The sequence below is a fragment of the Nonomuraea sp. NPDC004186 genome, assembly GCF_053603495.1.
Genome location: NZ_JBSGFQ010000020.1, coordinates 73,268 through 89,928 on the forward strand (window position 1 = coordinate 73,268; position 16,661 = coordinate 89,928).

At 71.4% G+C, this 16,661-nt stretch carries 15 protein-coding genes; 8 read left to right on the plus strand and 7 right to left on the minus strand.

The window, feature by feature from the left end; all coding sequences use genetic code 11:
• The first annotated feature begins 61 nt into the window (after positions 1 to 61).
• On the plus strand, positions 62 to 1,345 hold the full coding sequence (locus ACWEPL_RS18735) for an adenylosuccinate synthase (RefSeq protein WP_355202845.1): 1,284 nt from the start codon (positions 62 to 64) through the stop codon (positions 1,343 to 1,345).
• Between the two features lie 90 nt (positions 1,346 to 1,435).
• On the plus strand, positions 1,436 to 2,494 hold the full coding sequence (gene hisC, locus ACWEPL_RS18740; RefSeq protein ID WP_397369022.1) for a histidinol-phosphate transaminase: 1,059 nt from the start codon (positions 1,436 to 1,438) through the stop codon (positions 2,492 to 2,494).
• On the opposite strand, the gene ACWEPL_RS18745 is transcribed toward hisC, so the two are convergent.
• Genes ACWEPL_RS18745 through ACWEPL_RS18755 form a run of 3 tightly spaced genes read right to left on the minus strand, consistent with a single transcriptional unit; the run spans position 2,495 to position 5,762 of the window.
• Positions 2,495 to 4,018: a hypothetical protein gene (locus ACWEPL_RS18745; protein WP_452436922.1), complete on the minus strand. Its 1,524-nt coding sequence runs from the start codon at positions 4,016 to 4,018 to the stop codon at positions 2,495 to 2,497.
• A 26-nt stretch (positions 4,019 to 4,044) separates the two neighbouring features.
• The gene (locus tag ACWEPL_RS18750) at positions 4,045 to 4,878 is read right to left on the minus strand and encodes a carbohydrate ABC transporter permease (RefSeq protein ID WP_350732611.1); all 834 of its coding nucleotides are present in this window, start codon (positions 4,876 to 4,878) and stop codon (positions 4,045 to 4,047) included.
• Positions 4,875 to 5,762, minus strand: a complete 888-nt coding sequence (locus ACWEPL_RS18755) for a carbohydrate ABC transporter permease (protein ID WP_350732609.1) — start codon at positions 5,760 to 5,762, stop codon at positions 4,875 to 4,877. The genes ACWEPL_RS18750 and ACWEPL_RS18755 overlap by 4 nt, the downstream gene beginning before the upstream one ends.
• A 200-nt stretch (positions 5,763 to 5,962) precedes the next feature.
• On the opposite strand from ACWEPL_RS18755, the gene ACWEPL_RS18760 reads away from it, so the two are divergent.
• The 6 genes from ACWEPL_RS18760 to ACWEPL_RS18785 are packed head-to-tail and all read left to right on the plus strand — an operon-like array spanning position 5,963 to position 12,672.
• A complete protein-coding gene (locus tag ACWEPL_RS18760; protein WP_364253960.1) occupies positions 5,963 to 7,258 on the plus strand; it encodes an ABC transporter substrate-binding protein in 1,296 nt (431 codons plus the stop codon).
• A complete protein-coding gene (locus tag ACWEPL_RS18765) occupies positions 7,242 to 8,243 on the plus strand; it encodes a Gfo/Idh/MocA family protein (RefSeq protein WP_363977128.1) in 1,002 nt (333 codons plus the stop codon). Before ACWEPL_RS18760 ends, ACWEPL_RS18765 begins: the two co-directional genes overlap by 17 nt.
• 29 nt (positions 8,244 to 8,272) lie before the next feature.
• Positions 8,273 to 9,826 (plus strand): heparinase II/III family protein, encoded by a 1,554-nt coding sequence (locus tag ACWEPL_RS18770; protein ID WP_452436923.1) that lies wholly within the window; start codon positions 8,273 to 8,275, stop codon positions 9,824 to 9,826.
• Positions 9,810 to 10,547, plus strand: coding sequence for an amidohydrolase family protein (locus tag ACWEPL_RS18775; protein ID WP_363977134.1), 738 nt, complete (start codon positions 9,810 to 9,812; stop codon positions 10,545 to 10,547). Before ACWEPL_RS18770 ends, ACWEPL_RS18775 begins: the two co-directional genes overlap by 17 nt.
• Positions 10,544 to 11,350, plus strand: a complete 807-nt coding sequence (locus tag ACWEPL_RS18780; protein WP_363977137.1) for an amidohydrolase family protein — start codon at positions 10,544 to 10,546, stop codon at positions 11,348 to 11,350. Before ACWEPL_RS18775 ends, ACWEPL_RS18780 begins: the two co-directional genes overlap by 4 nt.
• On the plus strand, positions 11,329 to 12,672 hold the full coding sequence (locus tag ACWEPL_RS18785) for a GTP cyclohydrolase IIa (RefSeq protein ID WP_363977140.1): 1,344 nt from the start codon (positions 11,329 to 11,331) through the stop codon (positions 12,670 to 12,672). The genes ACWEPL_RS18780 and ACWEPL_RS18785 overlap by 22 nt, the downstream gene beginning before the upstream one ends.
• On the opposite strand, the gene ACWEPL_RS18790 is transcribed toward ACWEPL_RS18785, so the two are convergent.
• The 4 genes from ACWEPL_RS18790 to ACWEPL_RS18805 are packed head-to-tail and all read right to left on the minus strand — an operon-like array spanning position 12,669 to position 16,655.
• On the minus strand, positions 12,669 to 13,406 hold the full coding sequence (locus ACWEPL_RS18790) for a sugar isomerase domain-containing protein (RefSeq protein WP_452436924.1): 738 nt from the start codon (positions 13,404 to 13,406) through the stop codon (positions 12,669 to 12,671). The genes ACWEPL_RS18785 and ACWEPL_RS18790 overlap by 4 nt on opposite strands.
• Positions 13,406 to 14,611, minus strand: a complete 1,206-nt coding sequence (locus tag ACWEPL_RS18795; RefSeq protein WP_452436925.1) for a hypothetical protein — start codon at positions 14,609 to 14,611, stop codon at positions 13,406 to 13,408. The genes ACWEPL_RS18790 and ACWEPL_RS18795 overlap by 1 nt, the downstream gene beginning before the upstream one ends.
• The gene (locus ACWEPL_RS18800) at positions 14,608 to 15,564 is read right to left on the minus strand and encodes an N-acetylglucosamine kinase (RefSeq protein ID WP_452436926.1); all 957 of its coding nucleotides are present in this window, start codon (positions 15,562 to 15,564) and stop codon (positions 14,608 to 14,610) included. The genes ACWEPL_RS18795 and ACWEPL_RS18800 overlap by 4 nt, the downstream gene beginning before the upstream one ends.
• Positions 15,565 to 15,578: 14 nt before the next feature.
• Entirely contained in the window at positions 15,579 to 16,655 is a 1,077-nt protein-coding gene (locus tag ACWEPL_RS18805) for a helix-turn-helix domain-containing protein (protein WP_452436927.1), read from the minus strand.
• Positions 16,656 to 16,661: the final 6 nt, after the last annotated feature.

Sequence of the window (16,661 nt, forward strand, 5' to 3'; positions counted from 1 at the left end):
CGCAAGAGCCCCTGTCGCGCTTGCGCCAGGGGTTTTCGTTTTGTGCACGGGAGACTGAACCATGCCGGCTGCCGTTCTCGTAGGCGCCCAGTGGGGCGATGAGGGCAAGGGCAAGGCCACCGACCTGCTCGGTGGCGACGTCGACTACGTCGTCCGCTATCAGGGTGGCAACAACGCGGGACACACCGTGGTCATCGGGGACCAGAAATACGCGCTGCACCTTCTACCGACGGGAATCCTGTCGCCCGACGTGGTCCCCGTGATCGGCAACGGCGTGGTCATCGACCCCGGCGTGCTGCTGAGCGAGATCGACGGGCTCGCCGCGCGCGGCATCTCCGCCGAGCGCCTGCTGATCTCCTCGAACGCGCACCTGATCATGCCGCACCACAAGGCCCTCGACAAGGTCACCGAGCGATACCTCGGCAAGGCCAGGATCGGCACCACGGGCCGCGGCATCGGGCCTGCGTACGGCGACAAGATCGCCCGTATGGGCGTGCGCGTCCAGGACCTGCTCGACCCCGGCATCCTGGCCAAGAAGATCGAGGTCGCCCTGGGCGAGAAGAACCAGGTGCTCACCAAGGTCTACAACCGCCGCGGCATCGACCCCACGGCGGTCCTGGACGAGTACCTCGCCTACGCCGAGCGCCTCAAGCCGCACATCGCCGACACCTCGCTGGTGCTCTCCAAGGCGCTGGACGAGGGCAAGTTCGTGCTGCTGGAGGGCGGTCAGGGCACGCTGCTGGACATCGACCACGGCACCTACCCCTTCGTCACGTCCTCCTCGCCGACCTCCGGGGGCGCCTGCGCCGGGGCCGGGATCCCGCCGAACCGCCTCACCAAGATCATCGGCATCCTCAAGGCGTACACGACCCGGGTCGGCTCCGGCCCCTTCCCGACCGAGCTCACCGACGAGGTCGGCGAGTGGCTGCGCCAGACGGGCGGGGAGTACGGCGTCACCACGGGCCGTAACCGCCGCTGCGGCTGGTTCGACGCGGTCATCGCCCGCTACGCGACCCGGATCAACGGCATCACCGACTACTTCCTCACCAAGCTGGACGTGCTGTCGGGGCTGGAGCGGATCCCGGTGTGCGTGGCGTACGACGTGGACGGGGTGCGGCACGACGAGATCCCGATGACGCAGACGGACTTCCACCACGCCGTGCCGATCTACGAAGAGCTGCCGGGGTGGCAGGAGGACATCACGAGCGCGAAGGACTTCGACGATCTGCCGCCGAACGCGCAGGCGTACGTGCGGGCGCTGGAGGAGATGAGTGGCGCCCCGGTCTCGGCCATCGGCGTGGGCCCCGGCCGCGACCAGACCGTGGTGGTGCGCTCGCTCGTCTGAGAGCAGGCGCCGGGGTCCGGCGAAACCGGACCCCGGCACACCGCGAGGCCAGGTGGTGCCTCGGCCTGCCTGGCCTCATATGGTTGGGGTATGCCTCGTTTCCGCCACATCCTGGACACCATGGCCGCCTACAAGCCGGGCAAGGTCGTAGCGACCCCCGACGGCCGGTCGTTCAAGCTGTCCTCCAACGAATCCCCGTACGACCCGCTGCCGTCCGTGGTCGAGGCGATCGCCGAGGGGGCGCGGCAGATCAACCGCTACCCCGACCCCGGCGCCGTCGGGCTGACGGAGGCCATCGCGGAGCGGTTCGGGGTGCCGGCCGACAACATCGCGCTCGGCGCGGGGTCCGTCACGGTGGCGCAGCAGCTGTTCGAGTCGATCGGGGAGCCCGGGGTCGAGGTCGTCTACGCGTGGCGGTCGTTCGAGGCGTACCCGCTGCTGGCCGACCTCGCCGGGGTGAAGTCGGTCATGGTGCCGTTGGCCGGGGAGGACCACGACCTGGACGCCATGGCGGAGGCGATCAACGAGCGCACGCGCATGGTGTTCGTGTGCAACCCGAACAACCCGACCGGCACCTCGATCCGCCGGAGCGCGCTGGAGGCGTTCCTGGACCGGGTGCCCGAGCATGTGCTGGTGGTGCTGGACGAGGCCTACCGGGAGTACGTGCGTGACGAGGACGTCCCCGACGGCCTCACCCTCTACCGCGACCGGCCGAACGTCTGCGTGCTGCGCACGTTCTCCAAGGCGTACGGGCTGGCGGGCCTGCGGGTCGGCTACCTGGTCGCGCACGAGCCCGTGGCGACGGCGATCCGCAAGACGATCATCCCGTTCGCGGTCAACCACCTCGCCCAGGTGGCGGCCATCGCCTCGCTCAAGGCCGAGGACGAGCTGCTGGAGCGGGTCGAGCACGTGGTCAAGGAGCGTACGAGGGTCCGGGAGGCACTCATCGCCCAGGGCTGGACGGTGCCGCCCACCGAGGCCAACTTCGTCTGGCTCAGGCTCGGTGAGCGCACCCTCGACTTCGCGGCCGCCTGCGCCGTGGAGGGCGTGGCGGTGCGGCCGTTCGCCGGGGAGGGCGCGCGGGTGTCCATCGGTTCCCCCGAGGCGAACGACGCGTTCCTCACCGCCGCCGCGGCCTTCCGCGGCTGATCAGCGGCGGGGCTGCCAGTTGAGGTAGGCGACCGACAGCAGCGTGGAGCCGTACTGCGACTGGACGGCGTGGTCGGCGTAGACCGCCAGCGCGTGCGTGAACAGGGCCGGGTCCCACTGGGCCACCGGCATGTAGCGCGGCGCCTGCAGATACTGCCCGGCGGCGGCCAGGCCGCCGGTGCCGTCCACCCGCAGGAACGTCGTCGCCACGCCGTTGTCGGTGGTGGCCATGTTCTTGGTGTAGCTGCGGGCGAAGCGACCCATGTCGGCGTCGGTGAAGGCGAGGCCGAACCGGTGCGCGGCGGCGGCGAACTCGACGTCGATGCCGCCGTGGCTGAGGTCCTCGATCTGCTGCCCGCCCTTGGGCGGGGTGCCGTAGGACGGGGTCCACTCGGAGACGCCGTCCGCCTTGGTGTAGCCGCTGTAGAGCTTGCCGAAGCTGGGCCAGTACGGCCAGTAGTAGGCGTCCTTGTCGTTGGTCTTGAGGTCGCGGGCGAACGTGGCGGCGAGCCGGCGGGTGCGGTCGCGGAAGAACGGGTCGCGGGTCGCCGCCGCCAGCTCCGCGTACGTCTGGCCGAGACCGACGCTCTGGTTGATCGGCTGTTCGACGCCGTCGTAGGGGACGGGCATGCCCTTGGGCCAGATGTAGTAGCCGTCCGCCACCCATTCGGGGTCGTGCGCGGCAGCGGCGTCCCGGCACGCCTTCAGGTATTCGGCGGCCTTGGCCCGGTAGCGGGCGTTGCGCAAGAGGCGCGGGTCCCGGCGGACGATCCGGACGAACGACGCGAGCGGGTAGGTGATCATGCCGGTGTGCACCGAGAAGATCACCGGCGCGGCGGCCAGCTTGAACGTCCCGAGCGCCGGCATCGCCGCCCCCGCCGGCGAGGGACGCAGGTCCTTGGCCGTCACCATGGTCGGCGAAGGGTAGGCGTCGAGGATCCGCTTCACCGCGTAGTCGGGGCTGGCGGGGTCCATACTCAGGTCGGTGAAGGTGGACACCTTGCTCTTGACGGGGTTGTTCACCTCCAGGGTGAACCGCCCGTCCGAGGTGCCCGCCCGTACGGTCGCCACCGCATCGTTGACGTTGACGAGCGCGCTGCGCACCTCCAGGAGCGGCTGCCCCGACGCGTCGAGCAGGCTCACGCCGCCCGCGCTGTAGACGAGGCTGCGCCAGGCGGGCAGCGACAGGCCGCGGTAGTCCCTGACGCCGCGCTCGGAGTCGCGGTTGCCCAGCACGAGGTCGGCGTTGTGGATGAGCCGGTCCAGGTAGGTGGTGTCGTGGTAGGCCTCGTACATCCTGATGTAGGCGGCCATCACGTAGGAGGCGCCCCAGCCGAGACCGCCCGCCTCGTTGGTGTCGGTGGGCTGGCCGGCGTTGCCGCTCTCGTGGAACACCTTGTCGAACAGGTCGAACGTCTCGCGTGCGGTGTAGTCGTAGCCTGCCGCGGCGCGGGCCGTGCCGGGCAGTGCTGCCAGGGCGCCGAGGGAGAGCGCGCCCACGCCGAATTGGCGGCGAGTAAGCATGGATGACCCTTTCACAACGGGCGGCGTCAGCTCTTGACCGCGCCGCGCATGCCTTCGAGGACGTGTCGTTGCATGATCATGAAGAAGACGACCACGGGCAGGATCGAGATGATCGTGCCCGCCGCCAGGCTGCGGATGTCGGTGCCGGTGATTCCGGCCAGGTAGGCGATCCCCAGCGAGATGGGATACAGGGAGGAGTCCTTCAGCACGACCATCGGCCAGATGAAGCTGTTCCAGACCGAGATGAAGCCGAAGACGCCGAGGATCGCCAGGGTGGGGCGGGCGGCCGGCAGCATGACGTGCCAGAAGATGCGCAGTTCGTGGCAGCCGTCGGTCCTGGCGGCGTCCACCACCTCGCGTGGCACCCCGGCGAAGGTCTGCCGGAGCAGGAAGATCCCGAACGCCGACAGCAGGCCGGGCAGGATCACGCCCAGGTAGCCGTCGGCCATCCCGATCTGGGAGACCACCAGGAACCTCGGCAGCAGCATCACCTCGCCGGGCAGGAACATGGTGGCGAGGATCGCGAAGAAGATCAGGCTCCGGCCGCGGAAGGCCATCTGCGCCAGCGGGTACGCGCACAGAGCCGACACCAGGATGTAGAGCGGCACCATCACGGCCACCAGGAACGCGGAGTTGAGCAGGTAGCGCGGGAACGGGATGGCCGTCCACGCCTCCTTGGCCCAGGTGAGCACCGGGGGCCGGGGGATGATGTCCGGCGGGAAGGAGAAGACGGCCTGGCCGGCCGGTTTCAACGCCGCCGACAGCAGGATGAGAAAGGGGCCGACGAACGCCAGGGCGATCGCGGTGAGCAGCACGTACATGCCCGCGCGGCGCACCCACCAGCCGAGCCTCCGAGTCACCGCTCGTCCTTCCTTCCGCTGGTGAGCCGATAGTTGAGCAGGGCCATCACGATCAGCAGGACCCACAGGACGAGGCCGACGGCGCTGGCGTAGCCCATGTCGTACTTCTCGAACGCCTCGGCCCAGATGTAGTAGCCGAGCATCAGGGTGGCGTCCTGCGGGCCGCCCTTGGTCATCACGAAGACGGTCGTGAACGCCTGCATCGCGTCGAGCATGGCCATCGTGACGGTGACCGCGATGTAGGGGACCATCAGCGGGACGGTGATGCGCCGCATCCGGTGCCAGCCGTTGGCGCCGTCTATCTTGGCGGCCTCGTAGAGCTCCGACGGGATCGTCTGGAGGCCCGCGAGGTAGACCATCATGTAGACGCCCATGTTCTTCCAGCCCTCGACCAGGATCAGCGCGGGCAGCGCCCAGACGGGGTCGAGGAGGTACTGGATGGGCTCGTCCAGGATGCCCAGGCCGGTGAGCAGCCAGTTGACCACGCCCTGCTGGTGGAAGACGTAGTTCCAGGCCACCGCGACCGCGACCATCGAGGTCACGACCGGCAGGTAGTAGAGCATCCGGAACGTCCTGATGCCGGGCAGCTTCTGGTTTACCAGCACGGCCAGCGGCAGCGGGAGCACGACGAGCAGCGGGAACAGGCCCACGAGGAACACGAGCGAGTTGCGCAGGGCGGTCCAGAACCTGGCGTCCCCGAGGATCTTGACGAAGTTGTCCAGTCCGGTGAAGACGGGCGGGCTGACGCCGTCGTAGTCGGTGAAGGAGAGCTGGACGGCGGTGACGGCCGGCCAGGCGAAGAACACCCCGAACAGCACCAGGGCCGGTAAGGGGAAGAGGTACGGCGTGTACCAGCGCTGCCCTGGGATCCGGCTGGCGGCCACCGGCCTCACATCCTTCGGTCCTTAATAGTGACGCCCAAAGCCTCGATAAGAGTTGGCCAGAATTTGATCGCAGACTATAGACGGCCGATCTCGACCGTCAAGAGCGGATCTGAGCAGGGACCCTTGACGACTCAGGCGCTGGAGTGTCATTGTGCCGAAAGAATTATTAAGGACGGCCATAATTCTCAGGAGGTCCCCCGATGTCGAGGAGAAGAGCGTTGGGGGCAGGCGCGCTCGCGCTGGCTCTCATGTCGTCCGGCTGCGTGGCCGGAACGTCGGGCAGCACGTCGGGGGGACAGGCGGACGACCAGCCGTTCGAGGGGGAGGTCGAGTTCTGGACGATCAACCTGAAGAAGAACTTCGGCTCCTACATCGACGGGCTGATCGCCCAGTACCAGAAGGAGCACCCCAAGGTCACCGTCAAGTGGGTCGACGTGCCCGGGCAGGACATCGCGACCAAGCTGCTCGCCGCGGTCGCCAGCGGCGACGTCCCCGACGCGGTCAACATCGCCTCCTCCGACCTCGGCCGGTTCACCCCGTCGCTGGCCCCTCTCGACGAGTTGCTCAAGCCCGCCGACCTCGCCGACTTCCAGCCGAACCTGGTCGACTCGCTGCGCGTGGCGGGCAAGCTGTATGCCGTGCCCTGGTACAACGGCGGCACGCCCGTGGGCATCTACCGCAAGTCCGTCGTCGGCAAGGCGGGCTTCGACGAGAAGGCCCCGCCCAAGTCCTACGCCGAGGCCCTCGCCCTGGCCGACAAGGTCTACGCCGAGACCAAGGTCTACGGCAGCAACGACATCCCCGGCGTCAACGCCGCCTCGGTGCTGCGCTACTACGGCATCGAACTGCTGAGCGCCGACAAGAAGAAGGCGACGTTCAACACGCCCGAGGTCGCCAAGCTGCTGGACACGTTCAAGGCGAGCTACGACAAGCACGGCATCGCGCCGGGATCGATCTCCAAGGACGTCCGGAACTACCCGCAGACCCTGGAGAACGGCCAGATCGCGATGGCGGCGAGCGCGTCCGCGGCGACGCTGGTCAACGTCGAGAAGAACGCCCCCGACGTCTACAAGGACCTGCTCGTCACCGAGCCCGTCCAGACCGGGACCGGCGGATACCTGCTGCTCGCCCAGCAGACCGTGGCCATCCCCAAGGCGTCCAAGCACCAGCGGGCGGCGGCCGAGTTCGTCAAGTTCTTCACCAACGGCGCCAACCAGCTCGCGTTCTGCAAGCTGGTGCCGATCTACCCCTCGACGATCTCCTCCACCAAGGACGCCTTCTTCTCGGACATCACCGGCGACTCCCCGATGGACGTCGCCCGCCGGGTGATCGTCAAGGGCCTGCCGAAGCTGGAGTACGTCCCGCTGGGCACGGCCAAGGACGCCGAGCTCGGAGAGTCGCTGTCCGAGGAGATCAGGGCCTTCCTCCAGGGATCCAAGAGCGCCAAGGAGGCGCTCGACGCCGCAGAGAAGCAATGGAATGACGCACTTGCCTAAGCTCAGAGTCGGGATCGTCGGCGCCGGGATCATGGGCCGCGGCCACGCCGAAGTCCTGTCCGCCCACCCGGACGCCGAGGTCACCGCCGTCGCGCGCCGTCCTCTCGACGCCGCCCCGCAGGCGGCCGTCTATCCGGGCTACCGGGAGCTGATCGACTCCGGCACCGTCGACGCCGTGTCGATCACCACCCCCGACCACCTGCACGCGGACGTGATGGTGGCGGCCGCGGAGGCAGGGCTGCACATCCTGGTCGAGAAGCCGTTCACGACCACGGTCGAGGACGCCGACCGCTCCGTGGCCGCGATCCGGCAGGCGGGCGTCACCGCGATGTGCCTGTTCAACCACCGCTGGGTGCCCGCGTACGCGCAGGCCAAGCAGCAGATGGAGCTGATCGGCGAGCCGGTCGTGGGCTACGCCCGCAAGGACGACACGATCCACGTGCCCACCGAGATGATCGGCTGGGCCGATCGGACGACCTGCGCCTGGTTCCTGTCGAGCCACGACATCGACCTGGTCACCTGGCTCTACGACGACCACGTCGTGGAGGTCTTCGCCACCGCCCGCCACGGCAAGCTGCGCGGGATGGGCATCGACACCCCCGACGCGATGCAGATCCAGGCCCGCTTCAGCCGGGGCGCCGTGGCCACGTTCGAGTCGGCCTGGATCTACCCGAACACCTTCCCGACCATGGTCGACAGCTACATCACCGTGGCCGGCGAGTCGGGCGTCATCCAGCTCGACCGGCAGAAGGAGAACATCCAGCTCGCCACCGAGAAGTCCTACTCCTACCCGCGCAACATGCTCCAGCGGGTCGTGCACGGCATCCCGGCGGGCGCCTACCGCGACGCGATCCACCACTTCGTGGACTGCGCCCGTACCGGCGCCGAGCCGCTGGTCAGCGTGGAGAGTTCGCGGCACGTGACCGCCGTGCTCGCCGCCGCGCACGAGTCCGCCCGCACCGGCCGGCCGGTGACATGTTCGTAGAGAAACCGCCGCACGTGCATCCCACGCGCATGCGGCACATCACCGACGAGGCCCTGCTGGAAACGCTCGGGACGGGCGGCGTCGCCGAGGCCAGGGCCTGGCGCCGGCGGCGGCCGGTCCCGGCGGCCCTCGGCGCGGAGGGCGCGGACGCCCTGCTCGGGATCGAGGTCGACTTCCTGGACAAGGGCCACGGCCGCTCGCTGCTGTACGGCTTCCACTACCTGCGCTGGATGTCCCCGCTGATCACGGCCTACGCCGGGACCGGGGACCCCCGCTACGCGGCCGAGTGGGACCGCCTGTTCCGCCAGTGGTACGACGACCGCGACCGGGTCGAGGGCGACTGGCCGGGGCTCGACGTGGTCTGGTACTCGCTCGGCGTCCGCGCCCGCGCCATGTACGTCACCGAGGCGCTGGCCGTCTTCGCGGACGAGCCCGCGCTGAGCGACGGGTGCTGGCTGCGGATGATGAAGACGGTCGTCGGCGGCGCCAGGTGGTCGGCCGAGGAGCACGACGAGTTCCGCCACGGCAACTGGCAGTTCGTCAACGCGTGCGAGCTGCTGCACACGGCCAGGGTGTTCGCGGACCTCCCCGAGGCGGAGCAGTGGGCCGAGGTCGCCATGGCCCGCATCCTGGAGCACCTCGAACAGGACGTGCGCGCCGACGGCGGCCACCACGAGCGCTCGCCCAGCTATCACCTCATGTGCCTGGACAACCTCGAACGGGCCGTGGCCGTCGAGCCCGCGCTCGCGCGGCACCCCCGCCGCCAGGCCATGTACCGCTGGCTGAGCGTCCTGACGACGTCCGGCGGCTGGGTGCCCCATCTGCAGGACAGCGGCCTGATCTGGCCGCAGGACGTCGGGCCGGCCGAGGGCTCGCACAACCTGGAGGCCAGCGGCTACGCCACCTTCCGCCACGGGGACTTCCACACCGTCGTCAACTACGGCCCCTATGTCGGGCACGAGCTCGAACCGCACAGCCACCACGCGGCGCTCGACTTCGTGCTGTCGGGCTGGGGCGTGCCGCTGGCCTGGGAAGGGGGCGGCCCGCCGTCCTACGACGACCCCGGCTACTACGACTGGTACCAGGCGACCAGGGCGCACAACACGCTGCTCGTCCCGGGCGAGGGCTACACCGAGGACCGCCGCGCCGCCTGTGACCTGTTCTCCGTCTCCGCGCGGGCCGACGTCTTCGCGGGGCACCACCACGGCTACAGCGCGCGGCACGACCGGGAGATCGTCTTCGTCAAGGGCGACAACCCGTACTGGATCGTCACGGACCGGATCGACGCGGAGGCGATCTGGCAGATCCACGGCCTGTCGCCGTGGGTCGAGCGCGACGGCGGGTTCGCGGGCACCCGTGGCCCGGGAATCCTGGTGGTGCCGCTGGAACCGCCCGACGAGGTGGTGTACGGGACGGGCCCGGCCCGGATCCCGGACCCCGCCACCAGGACCGCCGAGTACGGCGAGATCCACTCGCTCGGCCTGCGGCGCGCCGACGGCAGGTTCACCGTCGGCATCTTCCCCTACCGCGACCAACCCCCCTGTGTCCCCGAAGATTGGACGGTTCATGCTGATCGACGCTGACGCGATGCTCGGCCGCTATCCCCGCAGGGACGTGGGCACGGGCTCGATCACGGAGGCGCTGGACAGGATGGACCGCTTCGGCATCGCGGAGGCCGTGGTCAGCCACACCCTGTCGTGGCTGCACGACCCCGCGACGGGCAACAGGGAGCTGCTGGGCCTGGTCGCCGACCATTCCAGGCTGCGCCCCTGCTGGGTGATGCTGCCCGGCACCTGCGGCGAGACCGGCACGCCGGACGAGTTCGTGACCGGGGCGCTGGAAGGCGGGGTGTGCGCCGTCCGCGCCTACCCCGCCGACCACGGCTACGACCTCGCCGGCCGCGACTGCGCGGCCATGCTCGCCGCCGTCGCCGAGGCCGGGCTGCCGCTGCTCGTGGACGCGGCCCAGACCGGCTGGGCCGCCGTGGAGTCCGTCGCCGCCGCGCACCCGAAGCTGCGGGTCGTGGTCGGCGCGATCGGCTACCGCCAGCTCAGGCAAGCGGCCGGGGTGCTCTCCCGCACCGGCAACGTCTACCTGGGGCTGGCCAACCTGTCCTCGCACTGCGGCCTCGAATGGCTCGTCGAGCGGTACGGCGAGCGCCGTCTCGTCTTCGGCACGGGGGCGCCGCTCAGGGACCCCGCCGAGGCGGTCACCCGGCTGCTGTGGGCGGAGCTCGACGACGCGGCCGTGGCCGCCATCGGCGCCGGCACCCTGCTGGAACTGCTGCCCGTGGGGGCGATGTGAACGCGATCACCTCGGCGCTGTGGCAGCGCCGCCCGCAGACCAGCGTCCGGATCGTCGACGCGCACGCGCACTCCGGCCCCTACAGCCTGTTCTTCATCCCTGAGGCGTCCCCCGACGCGATGGTCCGGGTGATGGACAGGTGCGGCGTGGCGCACGCCGTCATCTCCAGCCACCTGGCGATCCAGCTCGACGCGGCGGCGGGGAACGCCGCGACCGCCGAGGCGGTGGAGCGCGCGCCGGACCGCTTCACCGGATACCTGACGATCAACCCCTGGCAGGACCCCGACGGCGAGCTGGCCAGGTGGAGCGCGGATCCGCGCTTCGGCGGCATCAAGCTCCACCCCGACCTGCACGACTACCCGCTCACCGGCAGGCGCTACGCCGGTGTGTGGGAGTTCGCGCAGCGTACCGGCTGCCCGGTGCTCACCCACACCTACGACGGCTCCCCCTACAACGACCTGGCCGCGGTGGACGCGGTCGCGTCGGAGCACCCCGACGTGGTGATCATCGCGGGGCACGCGGGCGCGACCCCGCTGGGCATCGAGCGGGCCATCGAGGTGGCGCACCGGCGCCCAGGGGTCATCCTGGAGGTGTGCGGGTCCTTCAACACCGGGCCCGACATCGCCAGGATGGTGCGGGAGCTCGGTGCCGGCCGGGTCGTCTACGGGTCCGACTTCCCCTTCATCGATCTTCGGATCTCGCTGGGGAGGGTAATCTTCAGTGGCCTCGCAGAGGGGGACCAGGCCGCGGTGCTCGGTGCGACGATGACCCGCTTGCTGCAGTGGAGATCCGGACTGGGGTGATCAAGATCATGGACCGGCTGCGTTCGGAGTCGCGGCCCAGGGTGACGATCGGAGTCGTGGGACCGCACGATCTCGTCGAACAGATCATGATGATCGGCGCCGGCCTGCCGGCCGCGGCCGACTGGCGGCTGCTCGGCGCGCCTCATGCCGAGGAGCACGAGACCTACGACAAGTTCTCGCGGATCGCCGACAGCATCGACGTGGTGCTGTTCACCGGGCCCCTCCAGCACGACCTGGCCAGGCAGGCGGGCGAGCTGACCGTCCCCGCCACGTTCGTGCCCATGAGCGGGGCCAGCCTGTACGCCAGCCTGCTGCGCGGGGTGCTCACCCACGGGATCGACCCGGCCAGGGTGAGCATCGACTCGCTGCCCGCCGCCGACGTGGACGAGGCGTACGGCGAGATCGGGGTGAGCACGGCCGGCGTGCACCTTTCCGAGTACGACCGGCCGGAGTCGGCGCGCGGCTTCGGCGCCTTCCACGAGGAGCTCTACCGCCAGGGCGAGACCACCGCGGCGCTCACCACGATAAGGAGCGTCGCCAACAAGCTGAGCGCCGCCGGCGTGCCCGTGCTGCGCCTGCTGCCGACCTCCCACACGTTGCGCCTCGCGCTCAACACCGCCGCCCTGCTCGGCACCGGCAGCAGGCTGGAGGACGCGCAGATCGCCATCGTGGTCGTCGAGCTCGCCGCCTCCGCCAAGCCCAGCTACTCCGGGCCGGGCAACTACTGGCAGCAGGAGCTGAAGCTGTCGCTGCACCGCTCGCTGCTCGCCGACGCGCGGCTCATGGGCGCCACCGTGGCGCCCCGCGACGAGAACGGCTACGTCGTCACCGCCACCGTGGGCGCGCTCGGCCAGGCCACGGAGGGGTTCAGGATGGCGCCGTTCATGGACCGGATCCGCTCCGACGTGGGGGTCGACGTCGAGGTCGGCGTCGGGCTCGGCAGCACGGCCCGCGACGCCGACGCCAACGCGATGGCGGCCGTCGAGAAGGCCCGCAACGCGGGGGCGACCGCCGCGTACCTGGTCGGGGGCGACGGCACCGTGCTGTCCCTGCCGGTACGCCGGCGCAAGCGGCAGGACACCGAGCCGATCGTCGCCACCAAGGCGGCCAAGCTGCTCGAACGCCTGGTGGAGGGCCTGCACGACGGCGACTCGATGGTGGTCGACGCCGAGATCGTCGCGGAGGTGCTGTCGATCTCCCCGCGCAGCGCCCGCCGGGTCCTGCAGAGCCTCGCGGAGGAGGGCCTGGCCTGGCCCATGCCTCCGGTCAAGGGCACCCAGGCGGGCCGGCCCCGCCAGCCGTACCGGCTCGTGCGGAGTTAGGCGTCGCCGAGGCGCACGCGCGGGCCGTACCTGTCCAGCAGCAGGGCGTTGTGCGCGTCGCCGCCCGGGGTGTTGGCCGACTTGAAGACGGGCGGCGGCTCGCCGGCCGCGAGGAAGCGGCCGACGACCTCGGCGACCAGGAGCTGCGCGACCAGCACGCCGGTGAGGGTCGAGACGCCGCAGGCGCTGCCGCCGCCCGGCAGCGGCAGCGTGGCGTCGCCGTACGGCGCCCCGTTGTCGATGACCACCTGGGCCAGGTCGGCCAGCCGCTCCTCGACGGCCACCGCGGCGGTGTGCGCGCGAGAGGTGATCGCGATCACGGGGTGCCCGTGCCGGACCGCGAGCCGGGCCATCTCGACGATCGCCGCGTTGCCGCCGGAGTTCGAGATGATCACGAAGACGTCGTCGGGCCGGATGTCGGCCAGCTCCCAGACGCGTGCGGCGAGGCCGGGCTCACGCTCGATCTTCGGGTCGAGGAGGTCGCGCGGCGAGGCGTCACCGTAGTAGGCGAGGTCGCGGATGCCGAGCTGGTTGACCGGCACCAGGCCGCCCGCCCGGCCGGTGAGCTCCAGCGCGACGGACCTCGAATGGCCGGTGCCGAACGCCTGGAGCACCCCGCCCGCGCGCAACGAGGCGTAGACCAGCGCGCCTGCTTGTTCGATCGCGTCGCGTTCGGCGGTGAGCAGCCGGTCCACGGCCGATCCGGCGATCAGCGCGTACGAGCTCTGGTCCATCACAGATCCTCCAGCAGGTTTCGTGCGGTCTCGGCGATGAGTTCGGCGCTGCCCGGGGCCACCTGGCTGGCCAGGACCTCGTACTCGGCACGCCGGTAGGCGGCGGCCGTCGGCAGGTATCCGGGGTAGCCGTTGACGTAGCCCAGGACCACGGTCGGCTCACCCGGCCGGTCGGCGACGCGCTCGGCGACGGCGAGGAACGGCTCGCCGGGCAGCCCGGCGAGGGAGAGCCCGCCGAGGCGGGCGACGTTCACGTCCACGCCGGTCCGTACGGGGGGTGCGGTGCGCGCCCGCAGCCCTTCGAGCCTGCTGCGGGCCAGGCGGGTGGCGACCGGGTCACCCGACGCCGCGGCCTGCTCGTACCCGGCGAGGAGGGCCGCCTCGTCGGCCGTCGTGGCGGCGGGTTCGAGCGTCAGCCGTCGCGTGGCCCAGGAGATGCCGGTGGGTCCGGCCCGCCAGAGCGGGGTGCCCGGACCCGCCAGCAGCTCGGCGCAGCGGTCCGCGACGAGCTCGCCCAGGCGTCGCAGCTCCGCCGCGTCCTGGCCGCGCCGGGTGTGGCGGGTGCTGATGTCGCCGGCCGCGCCGGTGGCGACCGCCACCCAGACGTCCTCGCCGAGCCGCCGCCGCAGGCTCGCGCGTACGGCTCCGACCAGGTCGGCGCTGACCAGGCGGTTGGCCGCGGGCAGCACGGTGGGGTGCACGGGAAGCACCGCCAGCACCCCGGCGAGGCCGCCGTCGCGCACGGCGATCAGGTCGAGCGGCACCACGGCCGGCGCCCCCGGCCTGCTCCGGTCGGCGCCGACCCCGTGCAGCTCGCCGCGGTACGCCATGCCCTCGCACGGCCGCTCCGCCTCGATCGCCCGCCGCACGGCCGTGCGGACCGCCTCGGTGAGCCGGCCGAGCCACGGCTCGGGTGTCGGCCCGCCGCCCGGTACGCAGCCGGTCTCGGGCCCCGCGTGGGTGTGGCTCGCCGCCAGCCACAGCTCGCACCCGGCCGCCTGCCTGGCCCGCGCGGCGAGGTCCTCGTTGACGCAGATGACGTCGGCGATCGCCAGCGCGAACCGTCTCCCGCCGTCCGACCAGGTCACCGCGCTGACCGACAGCGGGTCCGCCAGGCCCGTGGACGGCCCCGGCCGGTCGATGTAACCGCCCATCGGCGTGCCGTCCGGCACGGGCAGCTCGGCGGTGCCGTGTCCCACTCTCATCGTTCCGCCGTTCTGATCATCGTCTCGTAGCGGCTCGGCCCCGTGGAGGCGGCCAGCAGGGCGGCGCCCGCGAGGCTGTCGCCCGCGGGAGGCCGGAGGGTCGCTTGAGGGAGCAGCCGGGCCAGCTCCGCCTCGAAGCCGGCGCGGAGTCCGGGGTCGCGCAGCAGGCGGCCGGTCCACGCGACGGGCACCGCCGCCTCATTCGCGAGGCAGCGGGCCGCCGCCGCCACCGTGCCCGCCAGCTCGCGGGCCGCCTCCTCGGCGATGGCGCGGGCCGTGGGATCTGGGCGGCTCCGGTCTTCCGCCGGCTCCAGGACGCGGCCCGAGTCTCCCGCCGGCTCCAGGACGCGGCCCGAGTCTCCTGCCAGCTCCAGGACGTGGACGGCGAAGCGCGCGATCCGCGCCACCGCGTCGGGGGCCAGGTAGAGGCGCCCGGGCAGGCCGGCCAGGTCGCCGAACACGGCCTGGGCGCGCTCGGTGAGCGGGCCGGGCTCCGCGCGCCCGTCGAAGCCCCGGAAGGCGGCGTCGAGGCCGCGGCGGCCGATCCAGAAGCCGCTGCCCGCGTCGCCGTAGAGGTAGCCCCAGCCGTCCACCTGCCGGATGCCGTCACCCACGCCCAGGGCGATCGCTCCGGTGCCCGCGGCCAGCACCACGCCGTCGCCGCCCGCGAACGCCCCCGCGTGCGAGGTGACCACGTCGGTCGTGATCAGCACGCGGCGGGCCATGGAGAGCAGCCGGGTTGCCAGCTTGCCGGGGTCGTCCAGGATGGTGGTCAGGCCGAGGCAGACGGTGCCGAGTGGCCCCCATCCCGTCCCGATCCGCTCCAGCACGGCCTCGGCCGGGGAGCCCTCCGCGTACGACAGGCCGGGCAGCTCGCGGATCTCCCGGATCCGCCCCGACTCGGCCAGGCCGATCCGCAGGCCCGTCTGCCCGCCGTCGATCGCCAGGTCCATGCGCGTCCTCCTGGTCACGATTCGGGCCGGAGCCCGGCCCTGCGGTATTCCGTGGGGGAGCAGCCGACGTACCGCCGGAACGCGCTGCGCAGGGCCTTCGCGGTCGGGTAGCCGGTGTGCGCGGCGACCACGTCCACCGGCAGCGCCGAGGTGGCCAGCAACCGGCGGGCGTGCCGCAGCCGCAGCCCGGTCAGGTGCCGCAGGAACGTCGTCCGCCGCTCCTCCGCGAACAGGTGCGAGATGTAGTACGGGCTCGCGCTCACGGCCTCCGCCACGGTCGCCAGGCGCAGCCCGGGATCGGTGTAGTGCTCCGCCAGGTACGCCTCGGCCAGCGCGAGCACGTCACGGCGGGGCGCGGCCGGCATGAGCCGGCCCAGCGTCTCCCGCAGCCAGAAGTGCAGGTAGGAGCGTTCGTGGATGTCTCCAACCATGACGATGTCCTCGATCGGCAGCCGGGCGCAGGCCTCCACCCAGTCCGTCGACCCGTCGGCCAGCCTGCTCCGGTTGGCCACGTCCACCACGAACAGCAGCTGGCCGATGAGCCAGTTGCGCAGCGTGCGCGGGTCGACCCCGGGCTCCCTGGCGCACCTGTCGACCCACCCGGCCAGCAGGCCCGCCGCGCCGTTGCGGTCACCGGCGCGGACCCGCCTGGTCAGCTCCTGCTCGATGCGCACCGGAGGCGCCGGCGCGGCGCTCTCGTGCGCGGGAGGCGCGATCACCCGGTCGCCGCCGAGCACGAGCTTGTAGTCGTTGACCCGCCTGGCGTCCCGCTCCGCCGCGAGGTGTTCGAGGCTGGGCGCGCCCAGGCTGACCGTGGCCGTCCACGCCGTCTCGCGGACGATCCTGGCCCGCAGCTCCTCGGCCAGCTCCTCCGCGTCGGACATCAGCGCGCCCGGGTCGGCGCCCGACAACACGATCAGCCACTCCTCCGGGGGCCGGGGGTGGCAGGTCGCGTCGCGGCGGGCGCTCGCGGCGGCGCGCACCGCGTGATCGGCGCGCTGGAGCTGGCGCAGCGCCCACGGCCGGCCACGGGTCTTCTCGGAAACCATGAAGTCGTCGATGTCCACCAGGGCAGCCACGGCGTAGGTCATGCCTCT